General features: G+C 59.7%; 18 protein-coding genes and 1 pseudogene. 9 read left to right on the top strand and 10 right to left on the bottom strand.

Going from position 1 to position 18,014, the window contains the following annotated elements; genetic code table 11:
* The first annotated feature begins 197 nt into the window (after window positions 1-197).
* The 5 genes from B3M58_RS04110 (at window position 198) to B3M58_RS04090 (ending at window position 4,193) form a co-directional block, all read left to right on the top strand.
* The gene (locus tag B3M58_RS04110; RefSeq protein WP_296217294.1) at window positions 198-881 is read left to right on the top strand and encodes a heavy metal response regulator transcription factor; all 684 of its coding nucleotides are present in this window, start codon (window positions 198-200) and stop codon (window positions 879-881) included.
* A complete protein-coding gene (locus B3M58_RS04105) occupies window positions 878-2,257 on the top strand; it encodes a heavy metal sensor histidine kinase (RefSeq protein WP_296217293.1) in 1,380 nt (459 codons plus the stop codon). Before B3M58_RS04110 ends, B3M58_RS04105 begins: the two co-directional genes overlap by 4 nt.
* A 7-nt stretch (window positions 2,258-2,264) precedes the next feature.
* Window positions 2,265-2,462: a hypothetical protein gene (locus B3M58_RS04100; RefSeq protein WP_296217292.1), complete on the top strand. Its 198-nt coding sequence runs from the start codon at window positions 2,265-2,267 to the stop codon at window positions 2,460-2,462.
* A 9-nt stretch (window positions 2,463-2,471) separates the two neighbouring features.
* Window positions 2,472-3,206: a helix-turn-helix domain-containing protein gene (locus B3M58_RS04095; protein ID WP_296217291.1), complete on the top strand. Its 735-nt coding sequence runs from the start codon at window positions 2,472-2,474 to the stop codon at window positions 3,204-3,206.
* Between the two features lie 129 nt (window positions 3,207-3,335).
* Window positions 3,336-4,193, top strand: a complete 858-nt coding sequence (locus B3M58_RS04090) for a sterol desaturase family protein (RefSeq protein WP_296217290.1) — start codon at window positions 3,336-3,338, stop codon at window positions 4,191-4,193.
* Between the two features lie 319 nt (window positions 4,194-4,512).
* Here the strand turns inward: B3M58_RS04090 and B3M58_RS04085 are convergent, their stop codons facing one another.
* The 4 genes from B3M58_RS04085 to merR all read right to left on the bottom strand — a co-directional run bounded on the left by B3M58_RS04085 (window position 4,513) and on the right by merR (window position 7,224).
* A complete protein-coding gene (locus B3M58_RS04085; protein WP_296217289.1) occupies window positions 4,513-4,809 on the bottom strand; it encodes a LasR-specific antiactivator QslA in 297 nt (98 codons plus the stop codon).
* Window positions 4,802-5,077: a hypothetical protein gene (locus B3M58_RS04080; protein WP_296217288.1), complete on the bottom strand. Its 276-nt coding sequence runs from the start codon at window positions 5,075-5,077 to the stop codon at window positions 4,802-4,804. Before B3M58_RS04080 ends, B3M58_RS04085 begins: the two co-directional genes overlap by 8 nt.
* 507 nt (window positions 5,078-5,584) lie before the next feature.
* Complete coding sequence (gene radC / locus B3M58_RS04075) at window positions 5,585-6,091, bottom strand: RadC family protein (RefSeq protein ID WP_296217287.1); 507 nt, start codon at window positions 6,089-6,091, stop codon at window positions 5,585-5,587.
* A 713-nt stretch (window positions 6,092-6,804) separates the two neighbouring features.
* A complete protein-coding gene (merR, locus tag B3M58_RS04070) occupies window positions 6,805-7,224 on the bottom strand; it encodes an Hg(II)-responsive transcriptional regulator (protein ID WP_296217286.1) in 420 nt (139 codons plus the stop codon).
* 71 nt (window positions 7,225-7,295) lie between these two features.
* On the opposite strand from merR, the gene merT reads away from it, so the two are divergent.
* The 3 genes and pseudogenes from merT to merA form a co-directional block, all read left to right on the top strand.
* Window positions 7,296-7,646, top strand: a complete 351-nt coding sequence (gene merT, locus B3M58_RS04065) for a mercuric ion transporter MerT (protein WP_296217285.1) — start codon at window positions 7,296-7,298, stop codon at window positions 7,644-7,646.
* 67 nt (window positions 7,647-7,713) lie between these two features.
* On the top strand, window positions 7,714-8,004 hold the full coding sequence (gene merP, locus B3M58_RS04060) for a mercury resistance system periplasmic binding protein MerP (protein WP_296217284.1): 291 nt from the start codon (window positions 7,714-7,716) through the stop codon (window positions 8,002-8,004).
* Window positions 8,005-8,039: 35 nt separating this feature from the next.
* A pseudogene (merA, locus tag B3M58_RS04055) lies at window positions 8,040-9,425 on the top strand (mercury(II) reductase); the annotation flags it as partial.
* Between the two features lie 71 nt (window positions 9,426-9,496).
* Here merA and B3M58_RS04050 read toward each other — a convergent pair.
* From B3M58_RS04050 to B3M58_RS04025, 6 genes are all read right to left on the bottom strand, one after another.
* Window positions 9,497-12,658, bottom strand: coding sequence for an efflux RND transporter permease subunit (locus B3M58_RS04050; protein ID WP_296217282.1), 3,162 nt, complete (start codon window positions 12,656-12,658; stop codon window positions 9,497-9,499).
* A complete protein-coding gene (locus B3M58_RS04045; protein ID WP_296217281.1) occupies window positions 12,655-14,166 on the bottom strand; it encodes an efflux RND transporter periplasmic adaptor subunit in 1,512 nt (503 codons plus the stop codon). Before B3M58_RS04045 ends, B3M58_RS04050 begins: the two co-directional genes overlap by 4 nt.
* Entirely contained in the window at window positions 14,163-15,419 is a 1,257-nt protein-coding gene (locus B3M58_RS04040) for a TolC family protein (RefSeq protein WP_296217280.1), read from the bottom strand. The genes B3M58_RS04045 and B3M58_RS04040 overlap by 4 nt, the downstream gene beginning before the upstream one ends.
* Window positions 15,420-15,520: 101 nt before the next feature.
* Window positions 15,521-15,859, bottom strand: coding sequence for a hypothetical protein (locus tag B3M58_RS04035; protein WP_296217279.1), 339 nt, complete (start codon window positions 15,857-15,859; stop codon window positions 15,521-15,523).
* A 65-nt stretch (window positions 15,860-15,924) separates the two neighbouring features.
* Window positions 15,925-16,164: a DUF2933 domain-containing protein gene (locus B3M58_RS04030; RefSeq protein ID WP_296217278.1), complete on the bottom strand. Its 240-nt coding sequence runs from the start codon at window positions 16,162-16,164 to the stop codon at window positions 15,925-15,927.
* Between the two features lie 12 nt (window positions 16,165-16,176).
* Entirely contained in the window at window positions 16,177-16,572 is a 396-nt protein-coding gene (locus B3M58_RS04025) for a MerR family transcriptional regulator (protein ID WP_296217277.1), read from the bottom strand.
* A 603-nt stretch (window positions 16,573-17,175) separates the two neighbouring features.
* Here B3M58_RS04025 and B3M58_RS04015 point away from each other — a divergent pair.
* On the top strand, window positions 17,176-17,493 hold the full coding sequence (locus B3M58_RS04015) for a heavy-metal-associated domain-containing protein (RefSeq protein WP_414704044.1): 318 nt from the start codon (window positions 17,176-17,178) through the stop codon (window positions 17,491-17,493).
* The last annotated feature ends 521 nt before the right edge of the window (window positions 17,494-18,014 follow it).

The raw sequence follows: 18,014 nt of genomic DNA, 5'->3' as shown, positions 1-18,014 counted from the left end.
CTCAGTTGAAGCTGTGACTGGGCACCTCTGGTTGTTATTCATTCGAGGGCCAAGAGCACAACCTGGTGCTCATGTCTGCACCCTAGACAAGGTTCCCTGACAGAGACCTGAGGCTAGGATTACATTTTCGTAAGCTTCTGGTTGGGAGTGGGATTTGACTGCACACTCAGGCCACTCAAAACTTGGAAACAGCCCGCATGAAACTTCTGGTCGCTGAAGACGAGCCAAAAACAGGCACTTACCTGCAACAGGGTCTCACTGAGGCTGGATTCAACGTAGACCGCGTTATGACGGGAACGGATGCGCTTCAGCATGCACTGAGCGAAGCCTATGACCTGCTGATTTTGGACGTAATGATGCCGGGCCTGGATGGCTGGGAAGTGCTGCGGATGATTCGGGCGGCAGGGAAGGATGTTCCGGTGTTATTTCTGACGGCACGTGACGGTGTCGAGGATCGTGTCAAAGGTCTAGAGCTGGGGGCGGACGACTACCTGGTCAAGCCATTCGCCTTTTCTGAGTTGTTAGCCCGCGTCAGGACATTGCTCCGCCGCGGCAATAGTTCGCCCACGCAGACCACCATGAAAATAGCCGACCTTGAAGTTGATCTGCTGAAGCGGCGTGCCGTACGCAGTGGCAAGCGAATTGACCTGACCGCGAAGGAGTTCGCGTTGCTCGAACTACTGCTGCGCCGCCGGGGCGAAGTCCTTCCGAAATCGTTGATCGCTTCCCAGGTCTGGGACATGAATTTCGACAGCGATACCAATGTTATCGAAGTGGCTGTCCGGCGCTTGCGGGCGAAAATTGACGATGAATTTGAGCTAAAACTGATTCATACCGCTCGCGGTATGGGTTACATGCTTGATGCTCCGGAGTCGGAATGACGCACCTGTCACTGACCGCGCGCATGAGTTTGATGTTCATGCTTGCGGTGATTGCAGTCCTCACAGTGGCAGGCCTGAGCTTCAATGAGCTCAGTCGACATCACTTCATGATGCTCGACCAGCAGACACTGGATGAGAAGCTCGAATCAACTCAGCAGATTCTGAGTAATACACGGAGCCATGCAGACCTTGAAGGCGTGTTGCCTCAGCTGAAAGCGCTGTTAGGGGCTCACCACGATCTAGCGGCGGTCATTCTTGCAAACGACGGCAGTGTACTTTTTGCCGAGCCACAAGCGTTCAAAGTTCCCGAAAAGTACCGCCTCAACCCTGATTACGGTATGTGGGAGTGGGAGCAGAACGGGCATATGTACAGAGGGATGACTGCGCAGGTATCGACCCCTGATCAGCCCGCGTTCCTAACGGCCTTGTTGATCCTTGACGTGACCAATCATGTGCATTTCTTTGAAACGCTGCAGCGGTGGTTCTGGATTGGCTTGGTTATTAGCGCACTGGTCAGCGCTGCGTTGGGCTGGGTTGTAGTGCGTAGTGGGTTGAGACCCCTGCGGCAGGTGACCCTGGTTGCTACGTCAATGTCGGCGAGGTCACTGAAAGAGCGTATCCCACTGGAGCCCGTCCCCCTTGAGCTTCAGCAGCTGGTCACTTCGTTTAATGCGATGCTTGCCAGGCTCGACGACGCATTTGTTCGACTCTCAAATTTCTCTGCCGATATCGCTCATGAGTTACGCACACCTCTCAGCAACCTGATGACGCACACCGAGGTGGTGCTCACCCAAAAACGTAATCTCGAAGCCTATGAAGAGAACCTCTACTCGAATCTAGAGGATCTGAAACGCATGTCGCGCATGATCGATGACATGCTGTTCCTGGCTAAATCGGACAACGGCTTGATCATTCCCGAGCAGACGCGCGTTGAGTTCAGCGAGGTAGTCACCAAGCTGTTTGAGTACTACCACCTAATAGCGGATGAGCATGGCATCCAGTTGGTTGTGACCGGTTCAGGCCGCGTGCTGGGTGACAAGCTGATGTTGGATCGGGCGATCTCGAATCTGTTGTCGAATGCGCTGCGCTATACACCTGCCGGGAAGACGATCTCGGTAACGATCAAGTCGACCGCAAGTGCTATCACGCTCATCGTCGAGAACCCAGGTGAAACCATCAAGCCGGAGCACCTGGACAAACTTTTCGACCGTTTCTATCGAGTAGACCCGGCTCGCCGTGAAGGCAGTCCGAGCAATGCCGGGCTTGGCTTGGCCATTACTCGATCCATCGTTGAGTCCCACAAAGGAAAGATCTGGTGCACCTCCAGCAATGGCACCACAGCCTTCCACATGGAATTTCCCCAGCAACCATCATAGGGGCGTCATGACCAAAGACGAGTTGAGAGTCGAACTTGAGCGACAAGCACAAAGCTTTGTCGCTACCACGGGAGGTGAAATTGTGTTGTACGCCGCCCAGCGCAAGCCTGACCGCCAGCCTTGGCGCAAGAAACCAAGCCTGTTAGATGAGGCTTTTCAGGCCGAAATTCGCAAAATCGAACAGCAGCACGACACAAAAGCCTGAGGCGCTCAAATGGCCATTCCCGAGGGTGTCTGCTGGCGTGGAAAAGCCTGGGTATCCGCAGGGTTAGGGATCTTCTTGGGGCACGCCGGCAGCCATGATCGGCACAGCCATATGGCGCACCAAGTGACCATTGGCCTTGGTGGCCAAGTAACGGTACGAGGGCTGAGTCAGGCGCTTACTGCATCGGCTATCTGCATAAAAGCCGGCACATTGCATCAGATTGAAGGCACTGAAGTGCTTTCGATCTACATTGATGCGCTGTCAGAAGAGGCACGTGGCCTAAGCTTTATATCGGCTGCCCAGTTGGTCTCGATTCCAGTCGGCAATACGTCTGCCATCGAGCAGCTACTTGAAACGCCGGAGGTATCTGCTCATCTGGTTCGTGAGGAGGTTAGGCGACTGCTGGGCCTGAAAACACCGCAGGCGGCTGATCCGCGTATGCGGGCTGTGCTTCAGGCGCTGGAAGAGCAACATAATGATCGGGCGCGACTGGCCGAACTTGTGCATCTGTCGCCCACCCGGTTCTCTCATTGGTTCGTTGAGCAAACTGGCCTTCCACTGCGTAGCTATCGCAAATGGAATCGGCTAGTCGTGGCGCTACGATTCGTGTCTATCGGCCATAATCTGACAGCGGCCGCCCATGCTGCCGGATTTGCCGACGCCGCCCATTTTTCACGCTCTTTTCGGACGTTGTTTGGGCTCGATCCCTCTTCGGCGCTCGGTCACGTGAAACTAAAAAGCTGATATTCACTTCAACTGAGATGCTTCCGCCGATGCGGTTTGCGTATCTGCAGCCCAAGTGATCAGCTCCTTCGTTCAAGCGTATAGCGGCAGGACAGTTCAGAGTGAAACCTACTGCATGGAGGATTCACGATGGGCAGCACTTCGAGGTTTTTACTTCGCTGGTTTAGTTATCCAGCCATTTTCGGTGGCGTATCGGCCGGTATGGTCTGGCTGCTCTATCAAGGCATTCCGTACTGGCCGAGTACAGCCATCTTAGCGGCCTTGGGAATCGGCTGCGTAGCTGGCCTGGAACGACTCCAGCCGTTTCGGCGGGACTGGCTCAACGATCATGACGATACCCTGACGGACCTGATTCACCTTGTAGTGAATTTGTCGGTCATCCAGTTCACTGCCACCGTGCTATCCCGCTTGGGGGACCTAGTGCCTACTGAGCTGAGCGGGTTTCCCACCGAGTTGCCTCTTTGGTTACAACTGCTCATCGTTGCAGCCATCTTGGACCTGAGTTTGTATGCCATGCACCGCCTCAGCCACCACATATCTTGGTTGTGGTATTTACATGAGCCCCACCACAGTGCGGAGCGGCTCTACTGGATGAACGGGGAGCGTCGGCATCCTCTTCATGCCGCAATCATGGCGGGCCCCGGATTGCTCGTACTTTTCGCGATGGGCACTCCATCAGAGTTGGTGGCAACCTGGTTCGGGATACTGACCGTGCACTTGGCCTTCCAGCATTCCAATCTGGACTACTCGCTAGGATGGTTGCGGCGCATTATCGGCGTAGCTGAAACACATCGTTGGCATCACAAGCGCGACTTCGAGGATGCCCAGGTCAATTTCGGTGAGTTCCTGCTGGTGTGGGATCTGCTCTTCAAAACCTTCTACGACAGTGCCAATCAACCCGGTAGCAATGATGTCGGCCTGCGTGATCGGCGTTACCCCTCTGGATATGTAGATCAGTTGGTCAAGCCATTCAGAGGTAAAGCTTAGAATTGTTCGTGGCAAGGATGGATGTAATCACTCAATAGTGTGGTCGCGCGGCCCTTATGTGGGCACCTTCCAGAGTTCGATAGGCATTCTGGCGGATAGGTAAGCAGTCGGCTTCTCCACGGTAGCTGCGAGAGGTGTATCAAGGCTGTCCAGCAGCGAGTGTCCGAGCGTGATTCGGGCGATTGGTGGAGCCCTGTTACAAACCGTTGATCAGCACGAATGCGCCTCAGAGAGGGCGCAGATAACACGCGCTTACTCAACGCGTCGCCCGAAATGGCGGTTGGTGGTCGAGCCGGCACACCGACCCCGACCTTGCCATTTACAGTGTTAGGGGAAGATCCCTGACCTGCTGCTTGTTGCACTGCTGTGAGCACAAACGTTGGTGGATACGGCTGAGAAATCCCACCTCGAAAGCGCGCCGCTCGATGGGGCAGGGTAGGTGATCGCGCTCGGCGATCATCACGGCCCATAGCCAGCCGGTACGAGCATTGTCCAGCCAGGTCTGGGCGAAGCTGACGCCCTGGTTGAATGCTTGTCTGCAGTCCGCCGCCCAGGTGATCTCCATACCGGGATGACCATCGTGCGGCGGCAGCAGGGTTACGACGCCTTTACTCATGAGAGGCACTTCCCCGCGCTTCGGAGAGCGCACGGCGGTACAGCACCACCATTTCATCGAGCAGATCCTGGGCCGAGTAAGCCGCAACCCGTAGACGTAGGTTTTCCGGTTGGAAGCCATGCGGCTCGGCCATTTGATCTAGAAGATTGCCGAGCATGGTGGCGCGCAGTTCAGCGGCAGCCTCGACGGTGAGGGGAGAGCGTTCTGATTCATGCAGCGGGCTTGGCCGCCGCGGAAAGGGAACAATGCAGGTTTCGAACTCAGCCACGGCGCACCTCCAGAGTGGAAGCGAACGACAAGATCAGAAGACCAAGGCGGAGCTCTTGGGTAAAAAAGGGGTAGCGCATTTTCCTTATGCTCCTCAGACGATTAAGGAGCCGTCACCCGCCGTTGCTACACGGTAATGGTGGCGGACCGTACGGGGGTAGCAAACCGGCGTCCGAGGGAACCGGCCAGGTCGAAACCTGCCCCGCACGGCCCACCATAGAAATGCAGCGGCCAGGCACATAACTGTGTCGACCGCAAAGCTATGGAGCTACCGCGCCCCGAACGATTCAGGTTGCTACACCCGGCCGTGGTGTTGACCACGACGGACGCACTCTAGCCTGAGGGTTTCAGGATGGCAACCTACTGTGGCGTAGTTGGATTAGTCGTCGCTAGTTGCCGTGGAGTTACGCCCAATGCCAGGTGACCTGGTGCATGCAGTTTCGGCGGGGCTTGATCTGCCAATGCAATCTCATGGACGCAGCAAAAAGGGGGCCGAAGCCCCCGGTGATCAGAGCAACCCACGTTCGGCAAAGGATACTGTGCGCGGGCCTGCCACGATGATGTGATCCAGCGAGCGCACTTCGACGAGCGCCAGCGCTTCCTTGAGACGTTGCGTCAGGAATTTGTCCGCCTGGCTAGGTTCGGGATGTCCGCTTGGATGGTTATGCGAAAAGATCACTGCAGCTGCATTCAGGCGCAGTGCTTCCTTGACCACCTCGCGAGGGTAGACCGATGCACTGTCGATGGTGCCGCGGAACATCTCCACGTATTGGATCAGGTGATGCTTGGCATCCAGAAGCAGCGCTGCGAAAACCTCGTGTTCGAAGCCTGCCAGTTTGGCGATCAGGTACTCCTTGACCAGCTCTGGCGAAGTGAAGGCAGCACCGCGCTGGGCCTTCAGATCGATGACCTTGCGAGCAGCTGCCAGGATCTGATCGGCAGTGGCCGGCAGGTAGCGACTTTGCTCGTCGCGAACCAGCAGGGAAGAGTCAAAAGCAGGAGAAAGCTGCGACATGATCGTGCTCCGGTTACTCGGGCGGAATTGCCCGACTCCCGGCCAGCACGGCGGAGCGCAGCAGTCAGGGGGCGATAGCCGGCTCTGCCGCAAGCATGCAGAGCGTGCGCAGCCCTTGACGGCGAGAACCCTGTGATAGGGTGAGAGGGAACAGCAAGACCGTTATTCCACCGATCTCATGGGCGCCACCAGCAAGCGGAGCGCGCAGGCTTTGCTGATCAGTGCCGTAAGTCATCTCCAGAGCTGTCATTGGCAAAAGACAGAAATGTAGCCATGACATGCCCAAAGCACTGCATGTAGGGACTAAATTCTCGCCCTGTGATCAATGGTCCACCCCGTAGGGTTGGCAGATGGCCGCTATCGACATACTCTCCGGTTGCTGGGCTAACGAAGTGCGAACTGGCAGGATGCTTGACCCCATGTACTCCGTTAGCTCAGCCCCGTCCTTACGGGCTTTTTACAGGCCATCTAATTGGCATTTCCATGGCTCAGATCAGCCCTGACAACTCTCTACGACGGGGAGATCGGGTCTTTCTGTGCTGAATGTAATCGTCGAGGCTATAGAACTAGGCGCTGATGGTGCTCTGAGTCGCCTGCAAAATCGTCATTCTGGTTCACGGTGACCACCCAAGCAGCTACCTCGTGCTCCGTAACTAAGTTGCCCTGTGCAATTGAGATGAGCCGCTGCTGGCTTTGTTACAGCAGCTTTGGTTCTAGCGCTGTTTTTTGTTCTTATGCAGCGAAGCGATCAGCGGGCAGGTCACCTTCCTCTGGCTCGCACAACAGTCCTGGATCAGCCGTGCCAAAGCCGACTCGATCCGCTTTAGATCCGCGAGTTTTTCGCGCACATCCCCCAGCTTCTGCTCGGCGAGCGTGCGCGCTTCGTCGCAGTGAGCGCCGTCGTCCAGGCTCAGCAGTTCGGCCACTTCATCTAGGCTGAAGCCCAATCGTTGAGCCGATTTTACGAACTGCACCCGTGCCACATCTGCGTTGCCATACCGGCGAATACTGCCGAATGGCTTATCCGGCTCAGGTAGCAGGCCTTTGCGTTGATAGAAACGGATGGTTTCCACGTTAACTCCAGCTGCCTTGGCGAAGATGCCAATAGTCAGCTTTTCTACAGTGTTTTCCATGGTGCTTGATCCCGTACCTGACTACGGAAGTAACCTTAAGTCATCGATCAAGTACTCAAAAGGAAAAATGCATGTATGAACCGCCAAATGGGCGCGCTCCTCTTGTTGCCGGTGGGTTCGCGGCGATTCTCGCCTCGACCTGCTGTCTCGGACCGCTGGTGCTGATCAGCTTGGGTTTCAGCGGGGTGTGGATCGGCAACCTGAACGTACTGGAGCCATACCGACCGATCTTTATCAGCGTGGCACTGGTGGCGCTGTTCTTCGCCTGGCGACGTATTTTTCGTCCGGCTCAGGTCTGCAAACCGGGCGAAGTCTGTGCAATCCCTCAGGTGCTCACTACCTACAAGCTGTTGTTCTGGTTGGTGGTGACCTTGGTGCTAGTCGCGCTCGGCTTCCCGCACATCCTCCCCTTGTTTTACTGATCAGGAGTTCGCCATGAAAAATTTGTCTGGAACAAATTCTCGCGTTAGCCCCACAGGGGTAAGACGCATGAGCCCGCCTCACAAAAGACTGCTCGCATTCCTCGCCCTCACCATCCTCATTGCTACGCCTGTCTGGGCTGCCACCCAGACTGTGACCCTGGCAGTGCCTGGCATGACCTGCGCCGCCTGCCCATTCACGGTTAAGAAGGCATTAGCCAGGGTCGACGGTGTGACCAGGGCCGAGGTGAGTTATGGGAATCTCGAAGCCATCGTCACCTTCGACGACACCAAGACCAGCGTCGAGGCCTTGACTCAGGCCAGCGAAAACGCGGGCTACCCGGCTTCGCGCAAGGAGTGATCGTGAACAACCCCAAGGCCATACCAGCGCTACAAATCACCGTGATTGGCAGCGGCGCCGCCGCAATGGCGGCCGCCCTCACGGCTGTGGAAGGCGGTGCCCGCGTTACCCTGATCGAGCGTGGCACTATCGGCGGCACCTGCGTCAACGTTGGCTGCGTGCCGTCTAAGATCATGATTCGCGCGGCACATGTGGCCCACCTGCGTCGCGAGAGCCCGTTCGACGGCGGATTGTCCACCACCACGCCGGCCGTCCTGCGCAAACGCCTGTTGGCCCAGCAGCAAGGCCGCGTCGACGAACTGCGCCACGCCAAGTACGAAAGTATCCTGGAGAGTGCCCCGGCCATTAGTGTGCTGCGCGGCAACGCTCGCTTCAGGGACAGTCGCACGCTCAGTGTGGACATGGCAGAGGGCGGCGAGCGTATCGTTGCCTTCGACCGCTGCCTGGTTGCCACCGGGGCGAGCCCGGCCATCGCGCCGATTCCTGGTCTCAGGGGCACGCCGTACTGGACCTCTACCGAAGCACTGCTGAGCGATACTATTCCCAAACGCTTGGCCGTGATCGGATCCTCGGTGGTAGCGATGGAGCTGGCGCAGGCGTTTGCTCGCTTGGGTAGCCAGGTAACAATCCTGGCGCGCCACACTCTCCTCAATCGCGAAGACCCGGCCATCGGCGAAGTGTTGACGGCGGCCTTCCATCTGGAAGGCATCGACGTGCTGGAACACACGCAAGCTAGCCAGGTGTCCTACGCCAACGACGAGTTTGTTCTGAGCACCAACCGCGGCGAGTTGCGCGCCGAGCAATTGCTCGTTGCCACTGGGCGCACACCCAACACTCAAGGCATGAATCTTGAGGCTGCTGGCGTGACGCTGGACGAACGCGGCGGCATCCAGATCAACCAGGGCATGCGCAGCAGCGCAGCGGATATCTATGCCGCCGGCGACTGCACCGACCAGCCGCAGTTCGTCTATGTGGCGGCGGCGGCCGGTACCCGCGCTGCGCTCAACATGCTTGGCGGCGAGGCGAAGCTCAATCTCGACACCATGCCCTCCGTAGTGTTCACCGATCCGCAGGTAGCCACCGTCGGCTACAGCGAGGCGCAAGCACAGCACGCTGGCCTCGAAACCGACAGCCGCACCCTGACCCTGGACAACGTGCCGCGTGCGCTGGCTAACTTCGACACCCGTGGCTTTATCAAGCTGGTTGCCGATGCGGGATCCGGTCGGCTGCTAGGCGTGCAGGCGGTGACGGCGGACGCGGGTGAGATTATCCAGACCGCCGCCATTGCCATCTGGGCGCAGATGACGGTGCAGGAACTCGCCGCCCAGCTGTTCCCCTATCTGACCATGGTGGAGGGACTGAAACTCGCCGCACAAGCTTTCTCCACGGACGTGAAGCAACTGTCCTGCTGCGCCGGGTGATAGGGGTTTCGCTGCCGATGCCCCGTCTGCCTATGGGACATCGTTGCCAGAGCGCCCTGTAGGGGCGCTCTTCATGCCTGCTTTCTTTCTGTTTGGTTGGAGATCAATCCCGAGGTTTGACGTCGGCGCATCAGCCGATAGGCCGCTGGCAGAACGAATAGCGACAGCAACGGTGCGCTGAGCATACCGCCGACCATGGGCGCGGCGATGCGGCTCATGATTTCGCTGCCAGTGCCGCCACCGAGAAGAATCGGCAACAGACCGGCGATGATCACCGCCACCGTCATTGCCTTGGGGCGCACCCGTTGCACCGCACCTTCGCGTATCGCCTCGACCAGCGCCTGCTCGCTGCTGTCACCGGCTTCCTCGCGTTCGGCCCAGGCGTTTTTCAGGTAGAGCAGCATGATCACGCCGAACTCCGCTGCGACCCCGGCCAGGGCGATAAAGCCGACTCCGGTGGCCACTGACAGATGATAGCCGAGCAGGTAGAGGAACCAGACACCGCCGACCAGGGCGAACGGCAGCGTAGCCATGATCAGCAACGCCTCGCCGAAGCGGGCGAAGCACAGGTAGAGCAGGACGAAGATGATCAGCAGGGTGGCCGGCACCACCAGTTTGAGCCGCGCATTGGCCCGTTCGAGAAACTCAAACTGCCCCGAATAGCTCAGGCTGATACCCGGCTGCAGTTGCACTTGCTCGTCAATTGCGGCACGCAAATCAGCCACCACCGACGCCAGGTCGCGACCACGCACATCCACATAGACCCAGCCTGAGGGGCGCGCATTTTCACTCTTGAGCATCGGCGGGCCGTCGCTGACCTTGATCCGCGCCACCGTCCCCAGAGTGATCTGGCTGCCCTGGGGGGTGTAGATCGGCAACTGTTCGAGGCCGCCCAGCGAGTCGCGCCATTCGCGCGGGTAACGCACGCTGATGGGAAAGCGCGCCAACCCCTCGATGGTCTCGCCGACATTCTCACCGCCGATTGCGCTGGAGACGATCGCCTGCACATCGGCGATGTTCAGGCCGTAACGCGCGGCTGCTGCCCGGTCAATGTCAACATCGATATAGCGCCCACCAGTCAGCCGCTCGGCCAGGGCCGAACTCACCCCGGGGATGTCTTTGGCGACCTTCTCGATGGCCTGGGTGGCCGCATCGATCTGCGCCAGGTCGGCGCCGGCGACCTTGACCCCGATAGGGCTTTTGATCCCGGTGGCGAGCATGTCGATGCGATTGCGGATCGGCGGAATCCAGATATTGGTCAGCCCAGGCACCTGCACCACCCGGTCCAGTTCCTCCACCAGCTTGTCCGCGGTCATGCCGGCGCGCCACTGCTCGCGCGGCTTGAACTGGATGGTGGTCTCGAACATCTCTAGCGGCGCCGGGTCGGTTGCGGTCTCGGCGCGACCGGCTTTGCCGAACACATGGGCTACTTCCGGTACCGTCTTGATCATCCGGTCGGTCTGTTGCAGCAGCTGGGCGGCTTTCTGCGCCGACAATCCGGGCAGGGCCGATGGCATATAGAGTAGATCGCCCTCGTCCAGCGGCGGCAGGAACTCGCCGCCCAGTTGCGACAGCGGCCACAGCGTGCTGAGAAACACCAGCAGCGCGACCATCAGAGTGGCCTTGGGCCAACGCAGCACAGCGTCGAGTGCCGGCTGGTAGATACTGATCAGCCAGCGGTTCAGCGGGTTACGCGCCTCATCGGGAATCCGCCCGCGAATCCAGTAGCCCATCAGTACCGGCACTAAAGTCACCGACAGCCCAGCAGCGGCGGCCATGGCATAGGTCTTGGTGAAGGCCAGCGGGCCAAACAGCCGGCCTTCTTGGGCCTGTAGGGTGAACACCGGAATAAACGACAGGGTGATGATCAGCAGGCAGAAGAACAGCGCTGGGCCGACTTCCACCGCCGCGTCGGTGATCACCCGCCAATGCTGCTCGCCCTTGAGCTCCTCGCCGGGATGCGCCTCACGCCAGGCCTCGATTTTCTTGTGGGCGTTTTCGATCATCACCACCGCAGCGTCGACCATGGCGCCGATGGCGATAGCGATGCCGCCGAGCGACATGATGTTGGCGTTGATACCCTGTTGCTGCATGACAACAAAGGCGATCAGCACGCCAACCGGCAAGGAGACGATGGCTACCAGGGAGGAGCGCAGATGCCAGAGGAAGGCCGCGCAGACCAGCGCCACGACGATGAATTCTTCCACCAGCTTCTCGCCCAGGTTGCGCACCGCGCGGTCGATCAACTGGCTGCGGTCGTAGGTGGTGACGATCTCCACCCCCTCGGGCAGGCTGCTTTTCAGCGTCTCTAGCTTGGCCTTGACCGCAGCAATGGTGGTGCGGGCGTTCTTGCCACTGCGCAGAATTACCACGCCGCCGACCACCTCACCCTCGCCATCTAGTTCGGCGATGCCGCGGCGCATCTCCGGTCCCAACTGGATATGCGCCACCTCGCCGAGGGTCACCGGCACGCCGCCGGCATCCAGGCGCAGCGGGATGGCGCGAAAGTCGTTGAGGGTCTGCAGATAGCCTGAGGCGCGTACCATGAACTCGGTTTCCGCCAGTTCCAGCACCGCGCCACCGGTTTCCTGGTTGGCCCGGCCGATGGCGTCCGTCACCTCGGCCTGTGTGATACCCAGACTGGCCAGCTTGATCGGGTCGAGCTGCACCTGATACTGCTTGACCATGCCACCGATGGTTGCCACCTCGGCGACGTTGACCAGGGTCTTCAGTTCAAACTTGAGGAACCAGTCTTGCAACGCGCGCAGCTGCGCCAAGTCATGCTTGCCGGTGCGGTCTACCAAGGCGTACTGGTAGATCCAGCCGACCCCTGTGGCGTCCGGCCCCAGCGACGGTTTTGCGCTGGCCGGCAAGCGACTCTGGACCTGGCTGAGGTATTCCAGCACCCGCGAACGCGCCCAATAGAGGTCGGTGTCGTCCTCGAACAGCACATAGACGAAGCTGTCGCCGAAGAACGAGTAACCGCGCACCGTCCTCGCCCCCGGCACCGAGAGCATGGTGGTGGCCAGCGGGTAGGTCACTTGGTTCTCGACGATCTGCGGTGCCTGACCCGGATAGGGCGTGCGGATGATCACCTGCACGTCGGACAGGTCCGGCAGCGCGTCGATGGGTGTGTTCTGTAGCGACCAAATGCCCCAGGCGGTGGCGAACAGGGTCGCCAGCACTACCAGGAAACGGTTTACCACCGACCAGCGGATCAGGGCAGCGATCATGGCTGTACCTCCTGATTGCGGTCCTGCGTGGGTGACAGGCGCTTGATGCGCTCAATTCGTATGCCGTCGTCGGCGGCGCGGACCCCGACCCGCACCCGGTCGCCGGGTTTAAAACCTTGCAGCAGAGCCCGATCGGCAACCGGAAACAACATGCTCATGCCCGGCATGCCCAGGGTCTTGAACGGACCATGTGTAAGCATCACACCGTCCGCTTCAATGGCGTCGATTTGCCCTTCGGCCTCATGCAGTGCCGGCTGCAGTTTGACCTCCGTCGCCGCCGCGCCCAGCTCCTGGGCCAGGATGCCACGTAGGCTGGCCTCGGAATCGAGCAGGAACTGCCCGGAGGCGACCACCTGCTGGCCCTCCTCCAACCCTTCGAGAATCTGGGTATTGCCCGCGGCCTCCTGGCCCGGGCGGACTTCCACCGGGCGGTAGCGCCCTTCGCCCTCGGCGAGCATCACCAGGGCGCGGCGACCGCTGCGAATCACCGCCTCGCTCGGCACCAACAGCGCATCGCCCTCGGCCGGACGGGCCAGGCGTACCTGGGCGGTCAGCCCCGGGCGCAGGCGACCGTCGGGGTTATCTAGCACGACCCGTACGCGCAGGGTGCGGCTGTCGAGGTTGGCCTGGGGCAGAATGGCCTCGATGCTGCCGTTGAGCACTTCGCCGGGAAACGCCGGCAGCCGCGCCTCGACCACCTGGCCTCGATGCAGGCCCAGGGCTTCGGCCTCAGGCACCGCAACGTCCAGCCAGACGCTACGCAAGCCATTAATGGTCGCCAGGGTGTCCCCCGCCATGAGAGTCATGCCTTCGCGCACGTCGAGTTGCTGCAACACACCGGTGATCGGGCTGGTCACGGTCCATAGCGCCTGCACTTTGCCGCTACGTTCGAACTGGGCGATCAACGCTGCTGGCATCCCGGCCAGGTGCAGGCGTTGGCGCGCCGCGGCCAGCAGCGCGGGATCACCGGCATCGCGCAGGGCCAGATAGTCCCCCTGAGCACTGATCCACGCCGGTACCAGCAGGTCGGCCAGGGGCGCGCCGGCTTCGAGCAGATCCTCGGGGGCGCGGGCGTAAACACGTCCGACGAAACCGCCAGTACGTGCCTGCACCACGGCGATATCGCGGCTATTGAAGGTCAGGTTGCCGACCGCTTCCAGGCTGTTGGCCAATGTCCCGCGGGTCACCGGGGCCAGGCGCATGCCGAGGTTTTGGGTGATGCTCGCATTGATGCTGATGGCGGCGCTGTCGCCACCTTCATCGGCATAGCGCGGCACCAGCTGCATGTCCATAAAGGGCGATTTGCCCGGCTGGTCGAATTTTTGCTGCGGCACCATGGGGTCGTACCAATACAGCACATTACCCTTGTCTGCTGCCGGGGTCGCCTCGGTGCTTGCCGAGCTGTGCCCCCCACTCATGGACTGCTGGGCGAACCAGTAACCACCGGCCGCGCCTATACCCAGTACCAGCGTGGTTAGCAACGTGCCTTTCCAAATTCGAGTCTTCATTGGCCACTGTCTCCATAGGCAAAATACAGACGGGCATTGGTCTGCGCGCGTTGCTGTTCAAGGTCTATGTGTTTCAGGCGCGCTTCGATCAACTCACGGCGGGCGGCTATCACTGTTATCAGATCGCCGGCGCCGGCACGGTAGTCCGCCATCGCCAGCTGCACCTTCTCCTCGGCCAGCGGTACCAGGGTTTGTTTGCTACGTGCTAACGCTCGATCTAGACGGCGGTACTCGGCCAGGTCGTCGTCCAGCTCTTGCGCGTGCTCCCGCGTCACGGCCTCACGCTCAGCTTCAAGACGCAGCAGTTCGGAGCGTTTGGCCGCAATCTTCGGGTCTTGGCGACTGCCGGTGAACAGCGGTAGGTCGAAGGTGAACTGTGCCGACACCATGTCGCCAAAGGCGTCACCGCGCTTCTGATAGGCCAGCTCCCAGCTCCAGTCCGGCTTCTTTTCCGCTTCGGCCTGGCGCACCTGGGCCTCTGCTTCATGCGTCATGGGGTCGAAGGCCTGAAGTTCGGGATGACGCTGCAGGTTGTGACGAAAATGTAGGTCATCAACTCGCCAGCTCGGCCAGGAGCCGGACAGCGGTTCGCTGGCCGCCGCGCCGAGCCAGCGTCGCAAGGCCGCCCGGGCCTGCTCACGGTTGAGCTCGAGTTCATCTTCCTGCTCGGCCAGTAGTGCCGCTTCCTGCTTGGGTGCCAGGCTGTCGATTACCATGCCGCGGCCGCCAGCTAGCCGCGCCTGCACGGCTTTGGCCAGCAGACGATTCTCGTCATACAGAGACTGGAAAAGTTGCAACTTCTGTTCGATGGCGAAGCTGCCAATCCAGGCCAGCGCGGTTTCCTGGCGCACCTTGAGGCGCTCGACCAGCTTCAGTGCACTGGCGCTATTGATACCGGCCTGGGCGACTTCTACCCGAGCACGGCGCTTGGCTCGGTTGGGCACCTCTTGCATGACGCCAACCATCTGCATGGTCATAAAGTCACGCGTAAGGCTGCCACGAGCATCGCCCTCAATCGGAAAGTTTTGGATGCCCAGCAGTAACTTGGGGTCCGGCAATTCACCGGCGGGAATGGCAGCCTGAACGGCTGCATCTCGGTTGGCTGCTTGGGCAGCCAGTGAGGGTGCCTCACGCTCAGCCAGGCGTAGGGCTTCGTCCAGGGTAAGGGCGGCGGCCAGGCCAGGTACGGCCAGCGCGCACAGCGTGAGGACGGCCAGACATGGGCGCGTCCCGCAATAGCGTCGGATACTCATTTTGACGATTCCTATGGATGATCCGGCGCGCACCCAAGCGGGCACACGCACATCGTCTCGCCACCAAAAAGGGCGAAACGGAACTCAAGTCAGCACGGGAATCAGGCGCGAGGTGGCCGCCACACCCCGGAAGGGGATGTGGTTGGAAGGAAGTCGCTGGTGAGGGAAACTGCGGCGGGATGAGACAGCAGAAGAGACGTCTTGATGACCGTGACCTGCAGCATGCTGCTGCTCTTGCATTCTTGTCCGGTCTTGCAGACTTTGCCGCTGGAGATTTGCTGCTGATGGTCTTCGCAGCACGGAGCCTGCGTCTCGTCCATCGAAATGCCGTGCTGTTCCATAGGGCAAGGCTCCGAAAACGCGAGTGCACCCGCAACCCCATTCAGGGGAAGGGTCAAGCTGAGCAGCAGGAGCAACAGCAGATGCAGGCGTCGTTTCATGCGTCGGAGTCTAGTCTAGGTCGATAGGGGGAGCAATTCGTTCAGCACTCCGCTTTATGGAAAGATCATGGCGTGCCGGTCGGGTGACGCTCGGTCGGCTTTACCTTCTGTGTGTCGTCGGCAGCGGGCGGCCCCTTATGCATGCCGTGTATGCAGAAAAGCATCGACAGCGGACAGAGTAGTAGCAAGATCAGCGCATTCGCCGCGATCCAGGTTTGAAAAGCCGGAAACAGGACATAGGCAGCCAGCAGGATGATGCCGGCACCGATGCCGAGCCGAACCATGGTCGATTTATCGCATGTCATGATGTTCTCCTTTCATTCAGGTAGTGGGGGCAGATCATCCAGAATCGGCCTTGGTGGTTGCTCCGCGTTGTCGCAATGCTCGGCCAGGTAGCTCAGGCCGTCGCGCAGGGACTGGAGCAAGGCAATGCGTGTGTTCAGCGTGTCGATATAGTGTTGGGCAATGGCCCGAACCTCGCGGCCGGGACGATGTCGATCCCGCCACAACGCAAGCAAGGTGCGCACCTGCGCCAATGAGAAGCCCAGATCCCGGGTGTGGTGAATGAAGCGTAAAACCTGCACATCGCTTTCCCGATAATCGCGATAGCCAGACCGGGTACGCCGAGACGCTGGGACCAGCTCGATGCGTTCGTAATAGCGGATCATTTTGGCGGTCAAGCCGCTGACGTTCGCCACTGTGCCAATGTTCATGGATGCCTCCATCTTGCTGAGACCTAGCCTCTGTCAAGCTCTACCGGTGACGGCCGCCAGCGCTTGAACAATAGGGCGTAAGTGACTACCGAGACGCTGGACAATGCCATCGCGCACTTGCCACTACCGGGCTCAACAGACCGAAGGCAGCCAACGGAATGCCGGCCAGGTTGTAAACGAAGGCCAAAAACTGGCTCTTCAGAATCCGTCCGTAGGTATGCAGGGGGAGAGCCAAGGCATCCGCCACCAGCGGCGGATTGCTGCGCATCATGGGGATCCGGTAGTGTGCATGGCCACATCAATGTCGGTCGACATGGCAATGTCAATGCTTTCTCGATCCGTGCCACGCAAGATGCGCAGGTCATGCCCTCTACGCCGAACGCCCATTGCTGGGTATGGCCAGCGGGCGCGGCAGCAGTGGTTTCGGGGAATGCGCGGGGCATCGCCAACCTCCACAATTATCTCGCTACTTAGAGGTTGGACCTTACCGTCGGGGCAAGGTCAAGCAGCAAGGTGGCTGCCACTCTTGCAGCGCCAGGGGATCCGCGCACGGCTTGCGCGACAGCGGCTTGTATTTTGGATCGTCGCCGGGTTGGGCGTGCCGTGGTTCGCAACGCTGTTCTACTAAAAGAGATTAACTATGCGTCAACTGCTGAAACTGAACTCGTCGGTCTGCCGGCACTGGCAGCGGCCTCGACAACTGTCACGCTCGGCGTACAGAACATGACCTGTCCGGCCTGTCCGATCACAGTCAAGAAGTCGCTGGAGAAGGTGTCAGGTGTGAGCGACGTTCAGGTCAATCTCGACCAAAAGACGGCCATCGTCATCTACGATCCCGTTATGATTCAGCTGGAGACACTGATCGAAGCGACTACGAATGCGGGTTCCCGCTTCCCTGTGTTCCGCAAGCTACCGTCTTAAGCTTTGTTACATGGTAAGCCTGATAAGCAATTCTGCATGGGCTCTCGAGCTTACCTCTGAACTAGCAGACTTGGGCCAGTCTTCAGGAGGAAAGAAAGATTGGTGGTAAAAAAGTGGTACAAGTCATTTTTTAAACTTGGTAAAGGCCCGCTCAGTAGGAGTGGGCGCTTTCAGTGCTTCCAATCCATCACACTGGCGCTGCAGTTCCGCCGCTATCCCGGCTCGCGCATCTGCGCCTTCGACATGGGGCGTTCCATGCGAGCGACGGTGTTGGGCCTGGGCGGCGAGCACGGTTCCGGTATCCCGTCCAGCCCAAGGCGAAGCAATCCTGGCAGGATCATGCCGATCACCTGGTCAACTGGAGTGGCCTGAGCGTACAACTCGATCAAGCCAAGGCGAGACTCCTCCACGCGCCAGTCCTCAGGGCATGATCATGATGTGGGGTTCTGTACGTGGTGGAGGCATTCATGGTGGGGAGACAACGGATTTCGACGAAGGGACAGCACTTTTTGTGGAAAGGG

Source organism: Pseudomonas sp. UBA2684 (assembly GCA_002354655.1).
GTDB lineage: Bacteria > Pseudomonadota > Gammaproteobacteria > Pseudomonadales > Pseudomonadaceae > Aquipseudomonas.
The sequence above is the reverse complement of the archived record's forward strand: the minus strand, read 5'-3'. Positions and strand labels throughout refer to the sequence as shown.